Origin of the sequence: Abiotrophia defectiva ATCC 49176, assembly GCF_037041345.1 — a bacterium.
Lineage (GTDB): Bacteria > Bacillota > Bacilli > Lactobacillales > Aerococcaceae > Abiotrophia.
This window is the reverse complement of record NZ_CP146287.1, coordinates 1,893,044-1,915,081: the sequence shown is the minus strand read 5'-3', so window position 1 is coordinate 1,915,081 and position 22,038 is coordinate 1,893,044. Positions and strand designations below refer to the sequence as shown.

Sequence of the window (22,038 nt, the reverse complement as noted above, 5' to 3'; positions counted from 1 at the left end):
CTCATGACTGAACCATTGTTAGAAGTAAAGAATCTCCGCATTAATTTCAAGACTTATGCTGGCCTAGTACAGGCAGTACGGGGTGTCGACTTCACCTTAGCCAAGGGCGAGACCCTGGCTATTGTAGGGGAGTCTGGCTCAGGTAAGAGTGTAACCTCTAATGCCTTGATGCGCCTTATTCCGCAGCCTGCTGGTCGTTATGAAGATGGCCAAATCCTCTTCGAGGGCAAGGACCTGCTCAAATTATCTGAACGGGAAATGGAAAGTATCCGCGGTAATGAAATCGCCATGATTTTCCAAGACCCTATGACGGCCCTTAACCCTACCATGCGAGTAGGAAAGCAAATCATGGAAGTTATTCTGACCCACAAGAAAGGGGTCAGCAAGGAAGCTGCTAAGCAACGGGCAATTGAGCTCCTAGCAGAAGTAGGGATTCCAGATCCAGAACGTCGCTTTAAGCAGTATCCTCACGAGTTTTCTGGTGGGATGCGGCAACGGGTGGTCATCGCTATTGCCTTGGCCGCTGAGCCTAAGATCTTGATTGCGGATGAACCAACCACTGCCTTAGACGTGACCATCCAGGCGCAAATCCTGGAACTCATGAAGAAAATTCAAGAGAAGAACGGCAATGCCATTATCTTTATCACCCACGACTTGGGTGTAGTAGCCAATGTGGCTGACCGCGTGGCGGTTATGTATGCCGGCCAAATCGTCGAGTATGGCTCTTCTCATGACATTTTCTATAATCCTAAACATCCTTATACTTGGGGCCTATTGGGCTCTATGCCAGACTTGGATAGTGAAGATAGCGAGGAGCTTTATACCATTCCAGGTGCGCCACCTAACTTGATTAATCCACCACTAGGGGACGCTTTTGCGCCACGTAACCCTTACGCCCTGGCAATTGATTACAAGGCAGAGCCACCTTTCTATGAGGTGAGTCCTGGCCACTATGCCAAAACATGGCTACTCCATCCTGAGGCGCCTAAGGTTGAACTACCTGAGGTGATTCGCCACCGGATTGAATCTTATCAAGCGCGTAGAGAAGAGGTGCCACATGCCTAAGAAGTTATTAGAAGTTCAAAACCTAGTCCAACACTTTGGCAAGAAGTCAGCGCCTATTAAGGCCGTTGACGGCATTAGTTTCGATGTCTATGAAGGGGAGACCCTAGGCTTGGTTGGGGAATCAGGTTGTGGTAAGTCGACGACAGGGCGTTCCATTATCGGTCTCTATGACATCACCGATGGTCAAATCATCTTCGACGGCAAGCCGGTATCAGACCTTAAGTCTCAGGCTCAACGTCAAGCCTTCGCTCGCGACGTGCAAATGATCTTCCAAGATCCTTATGCTTCCCTTAACCCTCGGATGACCGCCGGGGAAATTATTGCTGAAGGTTTCGATATTCATGGCCTCTATCGCAATAAGCAGGAGCGGGCAGACCGCATTGCTGAATTGCTGGAAGCAGTGGGTCTTAACCGCGAGCACGCCAACCGTTATGCCCATGAGTTCTCAGGGGGCCAACGTCAACGGCTAGGGATTGCCCGGGCCTTGGCGCTCAAGCCGCGCTTCATCATTGCCGATGAGCCAATTTCAGCCTTGGACGTGTCCATTCAAGCTCAGGTGGTTAACCTGCTCAAACGCCTGCAGAAGGAACGCGGCCTGACCTATCTCTTCATCGCCCACGACCTGTCCATGGTTAAGTACATTAGTGACCGCATTGCGGTGATGTATGCAGGTAAAATCGTCGAAGTAGGCCCAGCCCACGACCTCTATCATTCACCTGTCCACCCTTATACCCGCTCTCTCCTATCAGCGGTTCCTCAACCGGACCCAATTAGTGAGAGCACCCGTGTGCGTCAGCCTTATCAACATGAGGCAACCGATGCACCCCTAAGTCAACATCAAGTAGCAGAGGGCCACTATGTCTATGCCAGCGATGAGCAATTCCAACGCTGGATGCAAGCCCGTTAAGCTAGCTTTTAAGGCTGAGATTGAAATCTCAGCCTTTTTTGGTTACAGCCAGGTTACTATTGTGTAAGATGAGGCCACCTGGCTTGCATTTAAGAGGCTTGGATGGCACAATAGAAGGAACTTTAGCCAGAGAGTGCAGAGAGGATGTCCGCCATGTCAATCGTTATTCGGTCCGCCAACCCACAAGATGCCCCAAGCCTGAGAGCCATTTACCGGCCTTATGTGGAACGGACGGTGATTTCCTTCGAGTATGAAGTGCCCTCTGTGTCAGATTTTCGTCAGCGAATTAAGCAGACCCTGGCCCACTATCCCTACTTGGTGGCGGAATTGGAAGGAGAAGTAGTAGGCTATGCCTATGGCTCGGCCTTCCACCCCAGAGCAGCCTACCAGTATGTGGCCGAAGTCTCTGTCTATCTCAAGCGCTCGGTCCGGGGTCAGGGCATCGGGGCCAAGCTCTATGCGGCCCTAGAAGAAGCCCTGCGCCAGCAGGGCATTCGGCGGGTGACCGCCTGTGTGGCCTATCCTGGTGAGGGTAGTGTGGAGTTCCACCTCAAGCAAGGCTATCACCAAGTGGCCTTGTTCGAGAAGGTGGGTTATAAATTTGATGCTTGGCAGGATGTGGCCTGGTTCCAGAAAGACCTTTAAGCGGCATCTTATGTTAGATAATCTAACATAACTTGTTACCTCTTCCTTGCAATGTCTGGGACCGTCCTCTATACTGTTGGAGTATATAAAAGGAGTGAACCAGTTTATGAAAGATATGATTAAAAGGCTTATGCTGGTCTTGGTGGTCTTCTTAGGCCTACAAGTACCGAGTGTCAAGGCCGCTGAACATTATGTGATTGCGACGGATACAACCTTTGCGCCCTTCGAATTCCAAGACTCCTCAGGTAATTATGTGGGGATTGATATGGACTTACTAGCAGCCATTGCGGAAGCAGAAGGCTTCACCTATGAAATCAAGCCCCTGGGCTTTGCTGCGGCTGTTCAGGCCTTGGAGAGTGACCAAGTAGATGGTGCCATTGCCGGTATGACCATTACCGATGCGCGTAAGGCCAGCTTCGACTTCTCGGATAACTACTATGAGTCCGGTCTCCAATTCGCGGTAGCCTCTGACAGTAAGATTTCGGATCTAGAAGGCTTGCGCGGCAAGAAAATCGCGGTTAAAACCGGGACCGCCGGAGCTGACTTGGCTAACAAGTTGAAGGACGACTACAAGTTCACTGTGGTGACCTTCAAGGATTCGGCTAATATGTATGAAGATGTCTTAACGGGTAACAGTGACGCGACCATCGAAGATGCGCCCGTCATTGCCTATGCCATTAAGAATGGTAACCTCCGCCTCAAGCTCATCGGCGAAAAATTAGAGACCAGCCAAACCGGTTTTGCGGTTAAAAAAGGCAAGAATGCCGAGCTCTTGGCAGCCTTCAACCGTGGCTTGGCCAACCTCAAATCTTCTGGTAAGTATCAAGGTATTTTAGATAAGTATATTGGGGAGGATGCGGAAGCTAGCGCTCAAAACTCCTTCTTCGGCCAACTGGCTGAGAATGGTCCTGCCCTCTTGTCAGGTTTAGGTACCACCTTGTGGATTGCCTTCATCTCAGTGGCCCTAGCCCTTATCTTAGGGATTATCCTAGGTCTCTTACGGGTCCAGGCCAACCCTTGGTTGAGTGGGATTGCCGCGGTCTACGTCGACCTCATGCGTGGGGTGCCCTTGATTGTCCTATCCTTCTTCATCTACTTCGGGATCCCACAAATGACCGGCGTGCGTTTCAGCTCGGCGACAGCAGGGATCATGACTCTTAGTCTCAACGCAGCGGCCTATGTAGCGGAGATTGTCCGCGGGGGGATTCAAGCCATCGACAAGGGCCAAATGGAAGCCAGCCGCAGTCTGGGGCTCTCCTATGGCAAGACTATGCAGAAGATTATCCTGCCTCAAGCCATTAAGCTCATGATTCCATCCTTCATCAACCAATTCGTCATTACCCTCAAGGATACCTCGATTCTGTCGGTTATCGGCTTGGTCGAATTGACTCAAACCGGGAGCGTCATTATCGCGCGTACCTACCAATCTGGGTCTATGTGGTTGATTGTAGGTCTCATGTACCTAATCGTGATTACAGCCTTAACACGCCTATCCAAACGTTTAGAAGGAGGGAAGTAAGATGACAGAACTCAGCCAAGAAATGCCAAAAGTCCTGGTTCGCGGACTTAAGAAACAATACGGCGATAATGTGGTGCTTAAGTCTATCGACTTAACCATTCAACCGGGGGAAGTAGTCTGTGTCATCGGCCCTTCCGGTTCTGGCAAGTCTACCATGTTACGCTGCCTCAACCGTATGGAAGAAATTAACGGGGGCAAGGTCTTCGTGGATGGGGTAGACATCACAGACCCTAAAGAAGACATCAACAAGATTCGTCAGAATATTGGCATGGTCTTCCAGCACTTCAACCTCTTCCCACACTTAAGTGTCTTGGACAATATTACCCTAGCGCCCATGGAGCTCAAAGGCCTATCCAAGGTTGAAGCCGAGTCCCTGGCCCTCTATCTCTTGGAGTCAGTTGGCTTGGCCGACAAGGCCCATGTAGCACCTAACTCCCTGTCCGGGGGACAAAAGCAACGGGTGGCCATCGCACGGGCCCTAGCTATGCAACCAGATGTCCTGCTCTTCGATGAGCCAACTTCCGCCCTGGACCCTGAGATGGTCGGTGACGTCTTAGACGTTATGAAGCGATTAGCCGAAGACGGCATGACCATGATTGTGGTCACACACGAAATGGGCTTCGCCCGTGAAGTGGCCGACCGCGTCATCTTCATGGATGGTGGCTTCATCGTCGAAGAAAACGTGCCTGAAGAACTCTTCAGCCATCCAAGCCATGAACGGACCCAAAGCTTCCTGAATAAGGTGCTTCATTAATTAAGCTAACCAGTAAAACCTAGCCATGCAGTGGCTAGGTTTTTGCTTACCCTATTTATCTATTACATAGATAAATAGGGTCTGAGTCAGCAAAATTACGTGCTCCATTGGACACAAATTATGGGGCCAGAGCCAATGGGGCTGCTACTAGCCCTTTAATAAAGTGATTGACCGGCCTTTTTAGTCAAAAATCCTTGCTAAATCCGGGAAAATTTGCCACAATGGTAAAGTGAATTCAGAACAGAGGAGACTTAACCATGAACCAAGTCAGTCATTACCTGCCAATCACTGCCTTGCAGGTACCAGACTATTACTTTGATATCCATTTACCTTCTTGGGAAGAGGTGGCCCGCGTCTTTATCCATCAAGTCGCTAAGCAAGGCTATCCTGAGCTAGCTCAACCAGAGACCAGCCTGACGGACCAGCAGGTGGCAGAACTAGGCTTGCAAGGGGTCAGTAACCTGACCGACCTCAAGCACTATGCTATGGACCTCTTCCGCCAAAGCCAGATCCAGACCCGCTTCTATCAACATATCCTGCCTTTCCTAGCCTCTTATATTGCGGAGACGGCCCAATATGTCCTAGATGCTGAAGATATGGCAACGACCGTCTACAGCCAACTCAAGGAAATGACAGAGGAAGACCCTGATATCGACCAGGACGCCCTTCGGGAAAGCCTAGAGGAAGACTATATCTTCCGCCTAGTGGCCGGCCAGTGGTATGCTGACCAAGGGGGCGGCTTGACCGAGTTAGACTATGACGCCTATATCGTGTCAAGTGCGGTAAACCAGGGGGCGGATGAGATTGCCCTGCGGGAACGTTTCTCCTATCCGGACTTCCAAGCCATGATGCCGACTTTAGCCTACACCGAGGCCCTCTTCCAACACTTCCTGCCACGCTTCCGCTTTGTGATTGCGCCGGCTAATCAAGAAGGGGGGCAGCCAGCTTGAGTCAACCAACACGGGCTCAGTACCGTTCCAATCATAAGGGCCAGAAGGCGCCTAAGAAGACGCGGACAGAGCAGGCGCCTGGCTCCTATAAGCATTACTATTTATTAGCCCTAGGCCTGGTAGCGGGTCTGGTGCTAGTGGCAGCAGCCTTTTTCCTCTGGCTCATGCCGCAAATGAAGCAATCAACCGAGCGCTCGCACTTGGCGCGGGCGGCCAACTGGGTGGATACCTATACGGTGGACCTGGATCCCCAGCGGGAGGTATTGGTTGAGGACCTGCGTCAGGTCGACATTCAACCTGAAAACCAAGCGCCTAGCGCCCAGTATTTTACTAAGCAAGAATTAGATAAACGTACCGAGACCTCCTTCGCCCGGCGGGTTCGTCAGGTGACCGATACGGATGCCAATGGCTTTGCCTGGTATTGGGGCCAGCAGCAGGAGGAATACCTCTATCGCCATGGCCGGCCTTATACGGGCTGGGTTGGCCAACCTGGTAGTGAGTGGACCTACTATAAGGATGGCCGCCTAGACCAGCAGGCAACCATCGACAAGGAAACGGCTCGACTACGGGCTGATGAGGCGACCTTTATCCAGTCCTTCGTGCCCAGTTATCAAGCCCGCTTTGTCTACCTCAAGGCTAAGAGTGAATCGATGTATTATGTGGACCGCCAGTCCATTCGTTATTCCATTCTCAACCGCGGCCGGGATGGGCTCTTACTATCCAACTTCCCCGGCCAGCCTAATTCCTACTTTCTAGCCAATACCAACAAGTATGCGGACATTCCTATGGAAGTGACCGAGGAAGCGGTAGTCGATAACCAGACCTGGCTCCATGTGGCCATTGGCTATCAAGACTTGGGCTGGATTCGTCAGGATTTGACCTATCAAGACTATGTCTTAACCAACTATAGCGAACGTAAGCTCATTGACACCGTCCAGCAAATCATGCGCGAGGAAATCGACAGCATGGGCATTATGGCGGGGGCTTCCTTCGTCGATAATGAGACCATGGCCCAAGTGGATGTGGATAATCAAATCTTCTTCCCAGCCAGCACGCAGAAAATCTATGTCTTGACCGAGCTTTACCGCCAGTACAAGGAAGGCAAGCTCCAACCAAGCCAGACCATGGCTATGGAAGGTTCTAACATTGTGCCAGGTGCCGGCCATATTAATGAGTCACCGGCTGGGACGGTTTACAGCCTAGACGAGCTCGTCGATTATGTGGCCATCTATAGTGATAACACGGCGGCTAATATGCTGATTGAAGCCGTAGGTGGTGGGGGCATCGTGACCCAGCACGCCCATGAGTTGGGCATGTTGGATACCTATCTGGAAGGTAAGTACTACCAGAATGATAATGGCCGCTTCCAGACCACCCCAGATAATGCGGCCCGACTTTTCGCCAAACTAGCCAACCATGAACTCAACGGCGAGCCATGGGATTCCATGTTGATTGACAAGTTGCGACTCAACAGCCATTCCTTCCTGCGGACCTATCTCTATGAGACAGATTCCTGGAACAAGTCAGGTCTAGGTGCTCCAGAGCAAAATGACGTGGCCACCTTCGTGACCCAGTACGGTAGCTATTCCATTGCCGTCTACACCAACTCCTGGAGTGACTATGATGCCCGTTTCGACCAAGTAGGCCGCCTGTCCCAACGGGTTTATGAGGCCTTCAACCAGATTCGTTCCGACCTCTGGCACCCTTATGACCCAGAGCAGGGCTTCTATCGTTAGAAATGAAAAAGTCCCAATATATCATATATGATATATTGGGACTTTTCTTTGTGGGGAAAACGGAACTGCACTCTGTTTGCTAGTAAAGCTAGCAGATAGGGTGCTGATAGGCGTGATTGGGTAATTTTGACACTGTATTATAAATGTTTATTGCATATAGTCTATTGTGTGGCCAAGATTGATAGATGTAACCTTAACAGGTATAATTAAACCGAACTCTTTTTTCTAGTAGACATTTTGCCTAGTTAAAACTATGCCTCATATATTTTGGTTAACCAAAGCGATAAAATACCCTGCGGTATATTAGAATGGGAGAGAGAATTAAACTCAGTGGGTCTTACCACAAAAAATATCTGCCACCTGATACATCGAGCCATCACAAGAGGGGGACAAAATGAAACATAAGTATTTATGGTCGACCTTAGTCTGTATCACGTTAGTAGCAGTGCTGAATATTGTATTCAATTACCGTATTCAGTACATTCTTAATGCAGTGGTCGCGCAAGATTATGGGCAGTTCTCTTATCAGATAATGGTGACAGCCATCATTATTTTGGGGATGTTATTGGTTGAATATGGGAGACAAGTTTTGAACGCTCGCTATCTAAATAGTCAAGGATTTAGGTTGCATGGAACCTTGCTATCACGTATTTTGACTTTGAGACCACGAGCGATTGAACAAGATGTGGCCCACTACCTCTCACAAGTGACGAATGATATTGAAGAGGTCAAGAGCCTCCATTATGATACGCTCTTATCTGTTTACCAAGGGACGATTTCATTTTTGATTGCTGCTGTCGCTTTGCTCAGTCTAAACTGGGTGACGGCTGTATGGATTTTCATTGCCTCTGTGGTTCCACTTGTGCTACCGCTGTTGTTCCAAAGGATAAGAGCTAGAATAGAACAAGACTATCTGTCCCGTAAATCAGCTTATAGCCGGCGTTTCGTTAATTATTTACAGAATTTCGGTCTCCTGCGTAACCACCAAAGCGAACGGGAATATTCAGAAGATCTGATCCGTGACTATGCTGACATAAATCGTATTGCTAATACAAAATCATCCTATAGTGCACTCGTGAATGTCCTAGCAGGATTAGGGTTTTACGCAACGACCTTGGTAATCTTGTGGATTGGTGGGCTTCAAGTGTTGGAGGGGCAGTTGACTGTAGGCGGGCTGACGTCCATATATAGTATTTCGCTCGAATTGGTATTACCCATTCAGTTGTTGATTAGTGCCTTGAGCGACTTATCAGCGATACAAGATACCAAGCATCAGCTTGAGCAGGAACCAGTCATGGAAACGCTCGTGGTTGAATGTTCAGCCAATCAACCTGTGGTGGCAGTGCGCCAGCTTGAACAGCCGCCACTCTTCCAAGGGCTTAACCTAACCCTTCAACCGGGTAAGCGCTACTTATTAACGGGGAAAAGCGGTATTGGAAAGACCAGCTTAGTGGCTCTTTTGACAGGAGACGTAATCGCTCCTACAGGGACGGTCTTGTTAGATAAGTGTTCCTTAGACCAGTTGACTTACGAGCAAATTCAACATTACATTGCCTATGTACCACAAAAAGCTCAGATGTTATGGGGGAGTATGTGGGATAACATTACGCTACGTCAGATGTGTGATGAAGAAGAAGTCATGCGACTCATTCAAGCCTTCGGGTTAGGCGACCGCTTCCCTGACGTGCGCCATCTTAAGCAAGAGCAATATAACGAAGAAAGTGCCTTGTCGGGTGGACAGAAGCAACGTATCGCCTTAATCCGAGCACTTTTGCAGCATAAGCCGATTTTAATTGTGGATGAGGGACTATCGGCCTTGGATCCAGAGTCATTTAAGCAAGCAGAAAATCTCTTGTTAGGCTGGCCTAGGCTCACTTTGTTACACATCTCTCATCACTCAGATCAAACGAGTGCTCATCGCTATGATGCGGTATTTGTGCTAGAGGATGGGCAGATTGTGCGCTCTAGATAAGGCATTGAGTTCTTAAGGCGTATGATGGGTAATCAGTGGCTCTGGTTGGGCGCCTTCGAGACGACAAGAAACCCCTGCTGACACACTGTGTCAGCAAGGCTTCTATCGTTAGAAATAAAAAGTCCCAATATATCATATATGATATATTGGGACTTTTCTTTGTGGGGAAAAGGAGAGGGCTGGTGCAATTGCAATTTTCTCTAAGGTTAATGTGCTGAATCCTATTTTGGAAAGACTTTAGAGTATTTGGGACTTAAGGCGGGGGAAAACAAGTATATAAATCAATGCAATCAGCATATAGGATAGACCAAATAGTACGAAAAAGGTGTGACTTGGAATATAGTTTGCTAAAGCCCCCCACGCTAGAGAAGCTAGTGGCATAATACCCACTGCTATAGTACTTTTTGCCGACAAGACTCGTCCCAAGAATTGTTCAGGAACAAACTCTAAAATTAATGGATTATGGACGGTGTAGTTAAATCCTAGGAAGACAGAAGATAAACCTACCATAAAGAGTAGTACGATAGGATTTTTTGTTAGAAGACTTGCTAAGAACATAAAAATGCCATAGAATAACGAGCCTAAAATCATCTTGGTTGAACGCGAATAGGAGTCCAATGCTTTTGTGGTGATTAAAGCACTACCGATTACGACTCCTATGGAAGTGCAGACCCCGAAAAAACCTAAGAAAACAGGGTCATTCCATTCTTCTGCAAGCTGCACTATGTAAATAGATAAACCAGAAAACATGATATTTGCAATTGTCTCTCCAAGCATAAGCCAGAGAGGCATCTGATATTTTTTAAGTAACTTAAAACCTTCTAGCCAATCGATTTTTGATTCAGAATCTACTTTTGGGATTTCTTCATCAATAGCAATAGTGTTAAAAATACTTGCAGATCCCACAAAGGAGGCAACAGAGGTGGCTATTAGGAATAAAGGATGGATAACTTTGAGAGCAAAACCAATCAAACCATTAAATAAGTAATCAGACATTTGATAAGCCATTATCATGTATGATTGAGACTTATCCATATCTTCTTTAGCAACCAGGAGTGGTAAAAATGCGTCTTGCGTCGTATAGGTATTCATCCCAAATAAGCTGCATAGAAAGGCAGAAATACATAATAATAGAGGGAAGTCTATATTAAGTAGTAACAATAAAAAGAGTAACAAAGAGCCAAAGGCTTGCCCGATTTCTAATGCGATAAGAAGGGTCTTTTTCTTATGGCGGTCAACAATATGTCCAACTAAGAATTCGAAGAGTGTAGGTAAGTATATGAGGGCATTTAATACCCCCACCCAGAAAATCTCATGAGTGGCTTGTATGAGATACCATGATACAGTTAGTGAGTATATACTATCGCCAAAGTTACTTAATAGTCGGCCTGCCCATAGCTTCTTGAAATTACGATTCATGAGGCGCCTCCAGTATCTATGAATTAGTACTAATAGGATTGATTTTCCCATCATATTTCTTAGGTTGCCTATTTTATGATTAAATAGTTTTAAGTGATAGAAACAGTATACTGAAGGTCTTAGGAGAAGAGGGAATTTTTTGCCTATATGATAAACGAAAGAAAAACGCTAAGGTATTTTTATCTCTCAATGTATTGACCTAGGAAATCCTTGTATTCACGTGCTAAATCCGGTCTACGCATCTGATTAAGAATGGAAATAGCCTGTTGAGAAATAGAGAGTCCTTTATCGTAGTTGCCTTGAACTAGTAGGTAGATTCCCTTATAAAAATTAATGCGATTAATTTCTGCAAAATTGTCCGTCCCACTTAATAGGTTTTCTGCTTGGATAAATAAATTATTCAGGCCGTCAAAGTGTTCATTTTCGATGAGTGTATGGATGATATTGCCGATGATAATGCTTAGTTCATTAACGTGCTTTGGAGATTTGGAAAACATAGCTGAGCGATTAATAGCAATTTTGCTCAGATTATACATTTTCTCAATAGTAATAAAATTTAGGCTATTGCCAAATAAGACAAGCTCATATTCTCCCCACTCCTCCACCCGGTAAAGATAATCAGTGATTTTCTTAATTTTATGTGGCTCAAATGATAAGCCGTTCAAGAGATTGATGTACTGGCTAATTATAATGAGATTATGTTCGAATCGACTATCACTATACTGCTTCAAAAGTATCTTTTGGTCATCGTATAGTTGATTGAGTAGTGCGAGATCATTATTTACTAGAGCGGTGCTTAATTGTTGAAGAAATGCCGTCTGAGAATATCCCTCTAAATGGCCTAATATTAATTCGAACTCTCGGTATGAAATATTAAGTCTAGAGAGTAAACGTATGAACTTGTTAGAAGTAATTTCGTGTTCACCGCGCTCAAATTTTGATAAGAAGGGCAAAGATACAATCCCTTTAGATGCTTCTTCAAGGGTCATTCCTTTCGATAGTCTTAGTTCTCTAAAGATAGTTCCTAGTTGCTGAGGGCAAACATTTTTCTTCATTATTCTCATCACCTTGTTTTGATTTAATGTAAACGAAAATATACAGAACTTGCTTGAATATATTATAAGCCAAAAAGAGTGCGGTTTCAACGAAGTGAAGATGATATTCTTTTTTGTTTTTGCGTGTTTGGGACCTAAATTTTTGCGATTAAAAAAGGGCTAGCATCACGCCAGCCCTCTTTTAAATAGCTTATTTGCCTTGGTACAAGTCATTAACGCGTTGTTGCACGTCCTTGTTTTCCAAGTATTCTTCATAGGTGGTGTCAATGCGGTCGAAGGCCCCGTTAGGCGTCAACTCGATGACCCGGTTACAGGTGGTGTTGAGGACCTCGTAGTCGTGGGAAGCCATGAGGATGGCGCCCTTGAACTTAATTAGGCCGTCGTTAAGTGCGGTGATAGATTCCAAGTCTAAGTGGTTGGTTGGTTGGTCCAATACCAAGACGTTAGCCTTGGACAGCATCATCTTAGACAGCATGCAGCGAACCTTTTCGCCCCCGGATAAGACATTGACTTCCTTCATCACGTCTTCACCAGAGAAGAGCATACGACCTAAGAAGCTACGCAAGAAGGTGTTGTCGCTCTCTTCCTTGCTAGCGTATTGACGGAGCCAGTCCACGATGGTTAAGTGCACGTCGTCAAATTCGTCGCCAGAGTTCTTAGGCAGGTAGGTTTGACTGGTAGTCACGCCCCACTCGAAGCTACCGCTATCGGCTTCCATCTTGCCCATGATAATGTCGAAGAAGGCAGAGAGGGCGATGTCGTTACGGCTGAGGAAGGCTACTTTGTCATCGCGACGGAGGGTGAAGGTAATGTTGTCTAGGACCTTCTCGCCATCGATGGTTTTGCTGAGGCCTTCTACCCGTAGTAAGTCATTGCCGATTTCGCGTTCTGGCGTGAAGCCTACGAATGGGTAACGACGGGAGGATGGTTGAATGTCATCCAGGGTGATCTTATCCAGCATCTTCTTACGGGAAGTCGCTTGTTTGGATTTAGAAGCGTTAGCTGAGAAGCGGGCGATGAAGGCTTGGAGTTCTTTAATCTTTTCTTCCTTCTTAGCGTTTTGGTCAGCGGCCATTTTAGCAGCCAATTGGCTGGATTGGAGCCAGAAGTCGTAGTTACCGACATAGAGCTTGATTTTCCCGAAGTCCACATCGGCCATGTGGGTGCAGACCGTGTTCAAGAAGTGACGGTCGTGGGAAACCACGATGACCGTGTTAGGGAAGTTCAAGATAAAGTCGCTCAGCCACTCAATAGCGGCCGCGTCCAGACCGTTAGTCGGCTCGTCTAAGAGCAAGTTGTCTGGCTTGCCAAAGAGGGCTTGGGCTAAGAGTACCTTAATCTTGTCGGCTTCAATCAGCTCGCGCATGTAGCTGTAGTGAAGATCCTTGCCAAGACCTAAGCCTTGCAGCATGTTGCTAGCTTCGGCTTCGGCTTCCCAACCGCCCATTTCAGCAAAGGCAGCTTCCAATTCGCCGGCGCGGACACCGTCTTCGTCGCTGAAGTCTTCCTTAGCGTAGATGGCGTCTTTTTCTTTCATAATGTCATAGAGTTCCTTGTGACCCATCATCACGGTCTCGATGACAGTGAAGTCTTCGAAACCATAGTGGTTCTGGCTGAGGACTGCCAGGCGCTCATGGGGATCCATGGAGACATTCCCGGTAGTTGGCGCGATATCGCCGGCCAAGATTTTCAGGAAGGTAGATTTACCTGCCCCGTTGGCCCCAATAACCCCGTAGCAGTTGCCAGGGGTGAAGGTAATATTCACATCGTCGAATAATTTACGATCTGAAAAGAGTAAGCTCACGTTTGAAACGTTGATCATTTAAGTGTTTCCTCCTTGGTTCATGTTGGGTCAAGTCAGCTTGACGCATACCCTACTATCATACCATATTTTAGCGGGCTTGGCTCATTTATTTGGCAACTTGAGCCAGTTGACGTTGGACAGCGGCCGGTAGGTCAGCAGAAGCCGTCACAATCTCGCCTCTTAGCTTAATGAGGCCGGTCGTGTAGAGGTTGACATAGCTAAATTGAGACTCGGCGACGTCTTGTAAGGCCTTGAGTTTTTCAGGGTGGCTGCCCCCTTGTTGGCGGACGTCGGTATAGAGGCCCACAACCGGGATGCCAGCTTGGTAGGCAATGCCGATTTCAGAGGCTACGCCTGGGTCGATAATCTGACCATCTAGAACGGCCACCAGGACATCGCTCTTGAGGACGGCTTCCGTATCGTAGCGGGCAATCATTTGGGAATCGGCGTAGGCATTTTTATCGTTAATGGCTTCTTGCTCTTGGGGCAGGAAGACAGTTAGGTCAGGAACTTGGGCACGTAGATTAGCAACCACTTGGGCGTTGAAGGCACGCTCCATTTCGGTGAAGAGGGGGCTGGCAAAGTATAGATGGGGCATAATGACTCCTCCTTGGGCATTGATACCTACATTATAACGGAGATTGTGTCAATTAGCTATTGCAAAATCACCAGAAAATGGTAGACTAGATAGGGTCGCTGTCATGATGGGACAGCCCCCTGCGACACTTAGCATCCTTTGGTCGCAGTAAGTACTAGTCGGCCTGAGCCGGACTATAAAGGAGGAACTTATATGAATAACCATCTTAAACCTAGTTGGCTAAGCTGGCCCAACTGGAAGGACAGCCGTGAGCTGACCCGCGCAGGCTTAGTCGCCGGCCTCTATATCGTTTTGACTTTCCTGACCCTGCCTTATTCTTTTGGCTTGATTCAATTCCGCTTGGCAGAGACGCTTAACTTCACCAGTCTCTATAACAAGCGCTATGTTTACGCCTTGACCTTAGGGGTCTTCATCGTCAACGCCTATCAATATGGACCTGTTGACATGATCGTCGGCTCCTTGCAGACCTTACTCTTCCTCTGGCTAGCACGCTGGATTGGGGACTTGGTTGTGGCGTTTTTTGCCAAAGGGGCATCCACTAAGATCCAAACCATTATACGTTACGCTGTCTTGACTCTGGTCTTCTCCCTATCCATGTTTGTCATTGCCTTAGAGATGGTGGTGGTAGGCGTAGCAGAAGCTGGCTTCTGGGCAGCCTACACACAACTCTTCACTAGCGAATTGGTTATGTTGACACTAGGCTCCGTTATCATGTACTATGTCAGCCAACGTGTGGATCTTGAACGCTAATTAACCTTGAGACGAGGACTTGTCCTCGTCTTTTTTGTGTAAATTGTGCTCTTTTGGACACGTAATTTGGCGGCCCTGCCCCCTATTTATCTATGTAATAGATAAATAGGGGAGTGATAGCAAGGCTAAGAAGCTAGCGCCCAAAAGCTACTAAAACAGAGCCTAAGCCGCGAGCTAGTGGCCCACTCCGCCAAGTGGACCACTAGCTGGCATGGTAAGTGCCCGAAATCGACTAAAAGGGTGCAAAAGCCGTGAGCCAGTGGCCCACTCCGTCGAGTGGACCACTGGCTGGCTTGGCAAGTGTCCAAAAGCGACTAAAAGAGCGGAAAAGTTGTGAGCCAGTGGCCCACTCCGTCGAGTGGACCACTAGCTAGGCTGGTAAGTGCTCAAAAGCGACTAAAAAGGCGCCCCAAGCCGCGAGCTAGTGGTACACTCCGCCAAGTGGACCACTAGCTGGCATGGTAAGTGCCTAAAAACGACTAAAAGGGCGCAAAAGTCGTGAGCCAGTGGCCCACTCTGCCGAGTGGACCACTAGCTGATCTGGAAAGTGTCCAAAAGTGACTAAAAGGGCACAAAAGCCATGAGCCAGTGGCCCACTCGGTCGAGTGGACCACTAGCTCCTCCGGCCTCCGCACCCCCTACCTAGCCACCTCACTTAATTTCAGCCCCAAAATATGTTACAATATGGAAAACCCTACCAAACCCAGAGAAAGGACGTGCTAAGATGACCATGCAAACGACCATTGTTTACGCCCACCCCTATGAGGGCAGTCTCAACCATGCTATTTTGGAGCGCCTAGTCGCCACCCTAGAAGCCAAGGGCCACCCGGTGACCGTACTCGACCTCTATGCTGACCAGTTCAATCCGGTTCTGTCGGCCGCGGACTTAGCCGTCTACGGGGAAGGCAAAACGACCGATCCCCAGGTAGAGCGCTATGTCCAAATTTTGGACCAGACAGAGCAAATTATCTTCATCTATCCTATTTGGTGGTATGACATGCCCGCCATTATGCGGGGCTTCCTGGATAAGGTGCTGCTGCCTAAGTCGGCCTTCGAGACCGAAAATCAACGCCTCCTAGCCAGCCGCCAGGTGCGCAAGACCTACATTTTCACGACTTCAGCCGCTTCTACAGAAGACCTGGAGCAGGTCTTTGGCGACCCCATTCGGGGCACGACCATGGCCGGCACCTTCAAGGATGTGGGCTTCCTCAATCCTATTTGGTACAATCTGGGCGGCATCGGCCATATCAGCCAGGAGGAGATTGACGTCTATCTGGCAACCTTGTCCAGTCGCGTTTAAGGAGGAGAGGCCTGGCCCTCTCTTTTTTTGCTGGAATGTGCTAAAATAAGAAGGAAAATGATTGGAGGTGGCTCCGCGTGTTAGAAAATGTAAAAATCGGTGTCTTTGTCATGGGGGGCATCGCGGCCTATAAGGTACCAGAACTGGTCCGCCAGTTAATTAAAAAGGGTGCCCAAGTTCAGGTGGCCATGACCCAGTCGGCCCAGGAATTTGTGACGCCACTGACCTTGCAGGTCCTGACCAAACGCCAGGTCCTCACCCATACTTTTGACGAGCGGGAGCCAAGCCAAGTCCAACATGTGGCCATGGCTGACTGGTGCGACCTAGCCTTGGTGGTGCCAGCCACAGCCAATGGTCTGGCTAAGATGGCGCACGGCTTGGCAGATGATGTGGTGACCACCACCCTCTTGGCAGTAACGGCCCCCGTTCTGGTGGTGCCGGCCATGAATGTCCACATGTACGAGAACCCCGCGACCCAGCGCAACCTGGCCCAGCTGCGAGCAGATGGCCTGACCATTATGGAGCCTGACACAGGTTTCTTAGCGGAAGGCTATGAAGGCAAAGGCCGCCTACCTGAACTCCATCGAATCGTGGCCCAAGTCGAGCGCCTCTATGCCCGGACCCATTTGCCTCAAAGTTTAGCCGGCAAGCAGGTCATTGTCTCGGCTGGTGGTACTCGCGAGCGCATTGACCCAGTCCGTTACATCAGCAACGATTCGTCTGGCAAAATGGGCTATGCCATGGCCCAGGCGGCTGACTGGTTGGGGGCGACTGTCACCCTGGTCTCCACCAGCCAAAGCCTCCTGCCACCAGAAGGCGTCCAAGTCCATGAGGTGGCGTCAGCCCAAGAATTGGCCCAGGCCATGACCTCTCACTATGACCAAATGGACTATGTCGTCATGGCTGCAGCCGTCAGCGACTACCGGGTCAAGCATCCTCATGATCAGAAAATTAAGAAAGTGGCCGGTCAGACGGACTGGCAACTAGACCTAGTCGAAAACCCAGATATTTTGGCCCAACTAGGCCAGACCAAGCGCCAGCAAGTCCTAATAGGCTTTGCGGCGGAAACCCAGAATTTGCTAGAACATGCCCGAGCTAAGTTAAGCAAGAAAGGGGCCGACTGGCTCATCGCCAATGATGTGTCCAACCCGGCCATCGGCTTCAACTCCGATAAGAACCAGGTCTATGTCCTGGGGGCTCAGGGTCAGGAAGTTCTCCTGCCCCAACAGTCCAAGACCAGCCTAGCCTTGGCAGCCTGGCAAGTGATTCTAGCTGAAGGAGAAGAGACACTATGACAATTCGTGTAGCTGGATTGGCCAGTGGTTACCGCCAGGTGCCGGTCATCCAAGACATTAACTTCCAGATTGAGTGGGGCCAAATTGTAGCCTTAATTGGGCTCAATGGGGCGGGTAAATCCACCCTGCTCAAGACCATCTTGGGTCTGCTCAAGCCCCAGGCTGGGACGGTTACCCTGGATGGCCTCAGCCTGCAGGAAAACCATCAGGCCTTCGCTAGCCAGCTGGCCTATGTGCCTGAGACGCCCATTCTCTATGAGGCTCTGACCTTGCGCGAGCATCTGGAACTGACGGCCCTGGGCTATGGCCTGGACCCGACAGTCGTGATGGAGCGGGCTCAACCCCTACTCAAACTCTTCCGCTTGGACAAGCAGTTGGATTGGTTCCCGACTCACTTTTCTAAGGGTATGAAGCAAAAGGTCATGATTGTCTGCGCCTTGGTCTCCGATGCCAAATTCCTGATTATTGACGAGCCTTTCTTGGGCTTGGACCCTTTGGCCATTCAGCAATTCAAGGACATTCTCCAGACCCGCGCCCAAGCCGGCTGCGCCATCCTCTTGACCACTCACGTCCTAGGCTTGGTGGAAAATCTAGCCGACTCTTACCTCATGATGCAGGCGGGTCGCCTCTATGCTCAGGGTACCCTAGCGGACTTGCAAGTAGCCCTAGAAGCGCCTGGTGCTAGTCTGGATCAACTCTATATCCAAATGGCCAGTCGCGAGGTGACGGCATGAAGGATTTGAACAGTCTCTGGCAGGGGCGTCTGCGCGACTTTGCCAAGACCATGAGTCGCTACAGCCGGCTCATTCTCAATGACCACATGGCCCTCATTCTCTTGGTGGCCTTTGGTTTCTTCAGTATCTATTACCAACAATTATTGACTTCCCTCCAAAGCCAGCCACCCCAAGGCTTGGGACTGATGATGTCAGCAGTCTGCTTGCTAGTCTGGTGGGCAGGCCTGGCTTGGGGCAGGCCCTTGCTCCTGACCTACGAGCCGGACAAGAGCTATCTCTTCGCTCGGGGGTATCAATGGCATGCTGTCTGGAAATGGGGCGTCTGGTTGGGTGCTCTTGCTCCTAGTCTGGTCTTGGCTGTCTTGACCTTGTTGCTGGCGCCACTGATTAGTTTGGGCTTTGGTTGGTCCTTGGGTCAGGCCCTCTGTCTGATTGTCTATGTAGTGGCCGCCAAGTTCCTAGTGGCTTGGGCCGGCTATCTAGGTTTTTATAGCGGTTTGCTGCCAAAAGCTTTGTCTGCTTCTCTGCTAGCTCTGGCCTTGGCAGGACTGGGAGCGGGGAGCTTGTGGTTGCCGGCTAACCTGGCTTTGGGACTTTTAGCCTTGCTGCTGATTCTAGGCGCTGCCTTTCTCTGCTGGACCTGCCGCAAACTAGACAAACATTGGATTGAGTTTGAAGCCTTAGTAGCCCAAGAGCAGGCCCGTCGCGCCAGCCTCTACCGTTGGTTGGCCCTCTTTGCAGAAGTGCCCCAGCAGATTCCACCCATTAAGCGACGAGCTTATTTGGATGGTGTCCTCAAGAGTCTGTCAGGGCGCCTAGGTAATCGCTACGCCTACCTCTACCTGCGCCATCTAGTGCGCAATACCGCCTATTCAGGAATCTGGCTACGGGTGCTGATTTTCTTCAGCTTGGTCATCGTCAGCAGTCAACAAGTCTGGCTCTGGGCAGCAGCCGGTGCGCTGAGCACAGTCTTGACCCTAGTTCAGCTCATGCCACTAGCCCTAGAGCCCCTGCGCCACCCGCTAGAGCGCCTCTATCCGGTTGGACAACAGTCCCTAGTACCCGCCTTGCGCCCGGTACTGGCCATGATTCTAGGACTACAGTTGCTAGTCTATAGCCTCTTGCTTGCTGTTCTAGCTCAGGGTAACTGGTCTCACTTGGGCCTCTGCCTCTTGATCTGGCTAGCCGTCGCAGCACTAGGCCTCCTAGTTTACCTGCCATTTTGGATTGGCCGCCATAGCCAAGCAAATTAATCAAGTTTACTCCCTCTTTCAATAGCTTATTGAAAGAGGGCTTTTTGTATAGCCCAAAAATCCCTGCCTTCGCTAAGCGCCAGTGGTCCACTCCGTCGAGTGGACCACTAGCTCAGGGTGAAAAGGCGGAAAAGGGCCAAAATCAAGGGATTCAAGGAGAGCCAGTGGTCCACTCCGTCGAGTGGACCACTAGCTCGGGGTGAAAGGACGGAAAGAGGCCAAGAACAAGGGATTCAAGCAGAGCTAGTGGACCACTTTAAAGAGTGGACCACTAGCTAGGGAAAATCGCGGAAAACACGTTTCCTAGCACAAGTCAGACTACGACTTCCCCTAACCTAAAAAAATTCCCTTTGGCATTTTAAGTAAATTTTAACTAGGGCCTCTATACTAAAATCAAGTTAAGTGATAGAGGGGACGTCTGACTATCACTTAACCTACTATTAAAACGATCCAAGATTACTACACGCAAGACCAATAAGGGAGGTCCATGTCATGAGAAAAAGCTTTACTATCGCCACCCTCATCAGCCTGACCGCCAGTATGTCCCTGGCTTATCCAGTCTTAGCCCAGTCGGGCACGCAGGAAAGTCAGTCAGTGACCAGTTTCCAGGCCCAAACGAGCTATGAAGAGAGCCAGGCTAGCCAAATAACCTTGGCTGATCAAACGGCCACCGTCACAGGGCAAGGTGCCAGCTTCAGCGGCCAAACGCTGACTATCACCCAAGCTGGCACCTACGTCCTGACCGGTAGTGGCAAGAATATCAAGCTAGTGGTAGAGGCAGCTGACACTGACCAGGTCCACTTGGTCTTTCAAAACCTGACCCTAGAAGGGGAGGGAACCTTGCTGCAAGTTAACAAGGCCCAAGAAGTCGTCATCAGTCTAGCGGAAGGCAGTCAGAATGCTTTGACAGAAAGCCAGGCCAGCGACGATGAGGAAGTCAAAGCCACCATCCACAGTCAGGTGCCTCTGACCCTGAACGGGACAGGTAACTTAACCCTCACGGCCCTGACCAAGAATGCCTTAGAGGTGGAGGACGACCTCAAGGTGTTAGGCGGGACCTATACCGTCAAAGCCGCCAACCATGGCTTCAAGGCCGAGGGCGCCCTCGATATTGAGGCGGCCACTCTAACCATTGAAGCAGGCAAAGACGGTCTCCATGCTGAGCATGACGAAACGACCGAACGAGCTAACGTTAGCCTCAATCCGACTCAATTAAGTATTGCGGCCACCGAAGATGGGGTGGACGCCGGCAATGAATTGACTATCAAAGGCGGGACGATTACCGTGAGCCAAAGTGAGGAAGGCCTAGAAGCGCGTGTCATTCGTCAACTAGGCGGCGATGTCACCATCAAGAGTAGCGATGACGGGGTCAACGCTTCGGCCGGTTCCTCTAGCAAAACTACGGACACGAGCGCCACAAGCAATACAGCTGACACCAGCTCTTCTGCTAGCCAGGCCACTGCTGATTCAGCCACCGCCAGCACTTCCGCAAGCCAGGCCACTGCCGACCCAGCAGCTACCAGTCAGGCTGACCAAGCCAACAAGGATAAGAATGCAACCCCACCGTCTCCACCGGCTGGCCAAGCGCCGCCACAAGGCGGCCAGCCACCGCAAAATGGACAAGGGCCTGGCGGCATGCCACCGGGTGGCCAGGAAGAAAGTGACCCAAGCCTACAAATCATCCTTGAAGGTGGGACCCTTACCATTGATGCGGAAGGCGACGGCATTGATTCCAACGGGACGGTTAGCATTAGTGGTGGTAGCCTAGTCGTCAATGGCTCAGTCCGAGGCGGTAATGGCCCCCTCGATGCAGCGGGCGACATTACTATCACTGGCGGCACGGTCTGGGCCTTAGGAACCTCCGATATGTTGCAAGGATTCGCCCAAGGTTCCACCCAGGCTTCCATTACTGCTAACATAGCAGGGACCGCAGGCCAAACTCTGATTATCCTCGATGCCAAGGGCAAGGAAGTGGCACGTCAGACAGCCAGCAAGGATTTCCAAGCGGTCATTATGTCCAGTGCCGACCTAGTAGACGGTCAGGCTTACACCATCCAGGTGGAAGGGACGACCCAAACTGCCACGGCAGCCCTTGTCACCCCGGTGACCGGTGGCTTTCATCCCTAAGCATTAGGGACATTCTCCTCTACGAAGCTAAGTGCCGGCACTTAGCTTCGTATTTTTTTTAGATGGGATAAGGCCTGGCAGCTGACTCGAGAAGATACTTGTAAAAGCAAGATAAATGTGTCATAATAATAGTGTAAAGATAGCGGTTTCTGATG

General features: G+C 49.6%; 18 protein-coding genes. 14 read left to right on the top strand and 4 right to left on the bottom strand.

What is annotated here, in order from left to right; translation table 11 throughout:
• Positions 1-3: 3 nt before the first annotated feature.
• The 8 genes from V7R82_RS08950 (at position 4) to V7R82_RS08915 (ending at position 9,548) form a co-directional block, all read left to right on the top strand.
• Positions 4-1,065, top strand: a complete 1,062-nt coding sequence (locus tag V7R82_RS08950) for an ABC transporter ATP-binding protein (protein WP_023391451.1) — start codon at positions 4-6, stop codon at positions 1,063-1,065.
• On the top strand, positions 1,058-1,972 hold the full coding sequence (locus V7R82_RS08945) for an ABC transporter ATP-binding protein (RefSeq protein ID WP_268442457.1): 915 nt from the start codon (positions 1,058-1,060) through the stop codon (positions 1,970-1,972). Before V7R82_RS08950 ends, V7R82_RS08945 begins: the two co-directional genes overlap by 8 nt.
• 153 nt (positions 1,973-2,125) lie before the next feature.
• Positions 2,126-2,617: a GNAT family N-acetyltransferase gene (locus V7R82_RS08940; RefSeq protein WP_070756178.1), complete on the top strand. Its 492-nt coding sequence runs from the start codon at positions 2,126-2,128 to the stop codon at positions 2,615-2,617.
• 106 nt (positions 2,618-2,723) lie between these two features.
• A complete protein-coding gene (locus V7R82_RS08935) occupies positions 2,724-4,136 on the top strand; it encodes an amino acid ABC transporter substrate-binding protein/permease (protein ID WP_338542628.1) in 1,413 nt (470 codons plus the stop codon).
• Positions 4,137-4,158: 22 nt separating this feature from the next.
• Positions 4,159-4,890, top strand: a complete 732-nt coding sequence (locus V7R82_RS08930; RefSeq protein ID WP_314692357.1) for an amino acid ABC transporter ATP-binding protein — start codon at positions 4,159-4,161, stop codon at positions 4,888-4,890.
• A 257-nt stretch (positions 4,891-5,147) separates the two neighbouring features.
• Complete coding sequence (locus V7R82_RS08925) at positions 5,148-5,840, top strand: hypothetical protein (RefSeq protein WP_338542627.1); 693 nt, start codon at positions 5,148-5,150, stop codon at positions 5,838-5,840.
• A complete protein-coding gene (locus V7R82_RS08920) occupies positions 5,837-7,576 on the top strand; it encodes a serine hydrolase (protein ID WP_338542626.1) in 1,740 nt (579 codons plus the stop codon). The genes V7R82_RS08925 and V7R82_RS08920 overlap by 4 nt, the downstream gene beginning before the upstream one ends.
• A 394-nt stretch (positions 7,577-7,970) precedes the next feature.
• A complete protein-coding gene (locus V7R82_RS08915; RefSeq protein WP_338542625.1) occupies positions 7,971-9,548 on the top strand; it encodes an ABC transporter ATP-binding protein in 1,578 nt (525 codons plus the stop codon).
• Positions 9,549-9,785: 237 nt separating this feature from the next.
• Here V7R82_RS08915 and V7R82_RS08910 read toward each other — a convergent pair whose 3' ends face one another.
• From V7R82_RS08910 to V7R82_RS08895, 4 genes are all read right to left on the bottom strand, one after another.
• The gene (locus tag V7R82_RS08910; protein ID WP_338542624.1) at positions 9,786-10,967 is read right to left on the bottom strand and encodes an MFS transporter; all 1,182 of its coding nucleotides are present in this window, start codon (positions 10,965-10,967) and stop codon (positions 9,786-9,788) included.
• Positions 10,968-11,146: 179 nt separating this feature from the next.
• Positions 11,147-12,022: a helix-turn-helix domain-containing protein gene (locus tag V7R82_RS08905; protein WP_338542623.1), complete on the bottom strand. Its 876-nt coding sequence runs from the start codon at positions 12,020-12,022 to the stop codon at positions 11,147-11,149.
• Between the two features lie 190 nt (positions 12,023-12,212).
• The gene (locus V7R82_RS08900) at positions 12,213-13,844 is read right to left on the bottom strand and encodes an ABC-F family ATP-binding cassette domain-containing protein (protein WP_314389418.1); all 1,632 of its coding nucleotides are present in this window, start codon (positions 13,842-13,844) and stop codon (positions 12,213-12,215) included.
• A gap of 88 nt (positions 13,845-13,932) precedes the next feature.
• Positions 13,933-14,424, bottom strand: coding sequence for a nucleoside 2-deoxyribosyltransferase (locus V7R82_RS08895; protein ID WP_070756186.1), 492 nt, complete (start codon positions 14,422-14,424; stop codon positions 13,933-13,935).
• Positions 14,425-14,616: 192 nt separating this feature from the next.
• Here V7R82_RS08895 and V7R82_RS08890 point away from each other — a divergent pair, with 192 nt between their 5' ends.
• The 6 genes from V7R82_RS08890 to V7R82_RS08865 all read left to right on the top strand — a co-directional run bounded on the left by V7R82_RS08890 (position 14,617) and on the right by V7R82_RS08865 (position 21,883).
• The gene (locus tag V7R82_RS08890; RefSeq protein ID WP_291428014.1) at positions 14,617-15,174 is read left to right on the top strand and encodes a QueT transporter family protein; all 558 of its coding nucleotides are present in this window, start codon (positions 14,617-14,619) and stop codon (positions 15,172-15,174) included.
• Positions 15,175-15,898: 724 nt separating this feature from the next.
• On the top strand, positions 15,899-16,474 hold the full coding sequence (locus V7R82_RS08885) for an NAD(P)H-dependent oxidoreductase (RefSeq protein ID WP_083316298.1): 576 nt from the start codon (positions 15,899-15,901) through the stop codon (positions 16,472-16,474).
• A 77-nt stretch (positions 16,475-16,551) separates the two neighbouring features.
• The gene (gene coaBC, locus V7R82_RS08880; protein ID WP_338542617.1) at positions 16,552-17,769 is read left to right on the top strand and encodes a bifunctional phosphopantothenoylcysteine decarboxylase/phosphopantothenate--cysteine ligase CoaBC; all 1,218 of its coding nucleotides are present in this window, start codon (positions 16,552-16,554) and stop codon (positions 17,767-17,769) included.
• Positions 17,766-18,503 carry an ABC transporter ATP-binding protein gene (locus V7R82_RS08875; RefSeq protein ID WP_338542616.1) on the top strand — a complete coding sequence of 246 codons (738 nt, stop codon included), beginning with the start codon at positions 17,766-17,768 and terminating at the stop codon, positions 18,501-18,503. The genes coaBC and V7R82_RS08875 overlap by 4 nt, the downstream gene beginning before the upstream one ends.
• Entirely contained in the window at positions 18,500-19,756 is a 1,257-nt protein-coding gene (locus V7R82_RS08870; protein ID WP_338542614.1) for an ABC transporter permease, read from the top strand. The genes V7R82_RS08875 and V7R82_RS08870 overlap by 4 nt, the downstream gene beginning before the upstream one ends.
• Positions 19,757-20,248: 492 nt before the next feature.
• Positions 20,249-21,883 carry a carbohydrate-binding domain-containing protein gene (locus tag V7R82_RS08865; protein WP_338542612.1) on the top strand — a complete coding sequence of 545 codons (1,635 nt, stop codon included), beginning with the start codon at positions 20,249-20,251 and terminating at the stop codon, positions 21,881-21,883.
• Positions 21,884-22,038 lie beyond the last annotated feature (155 nt).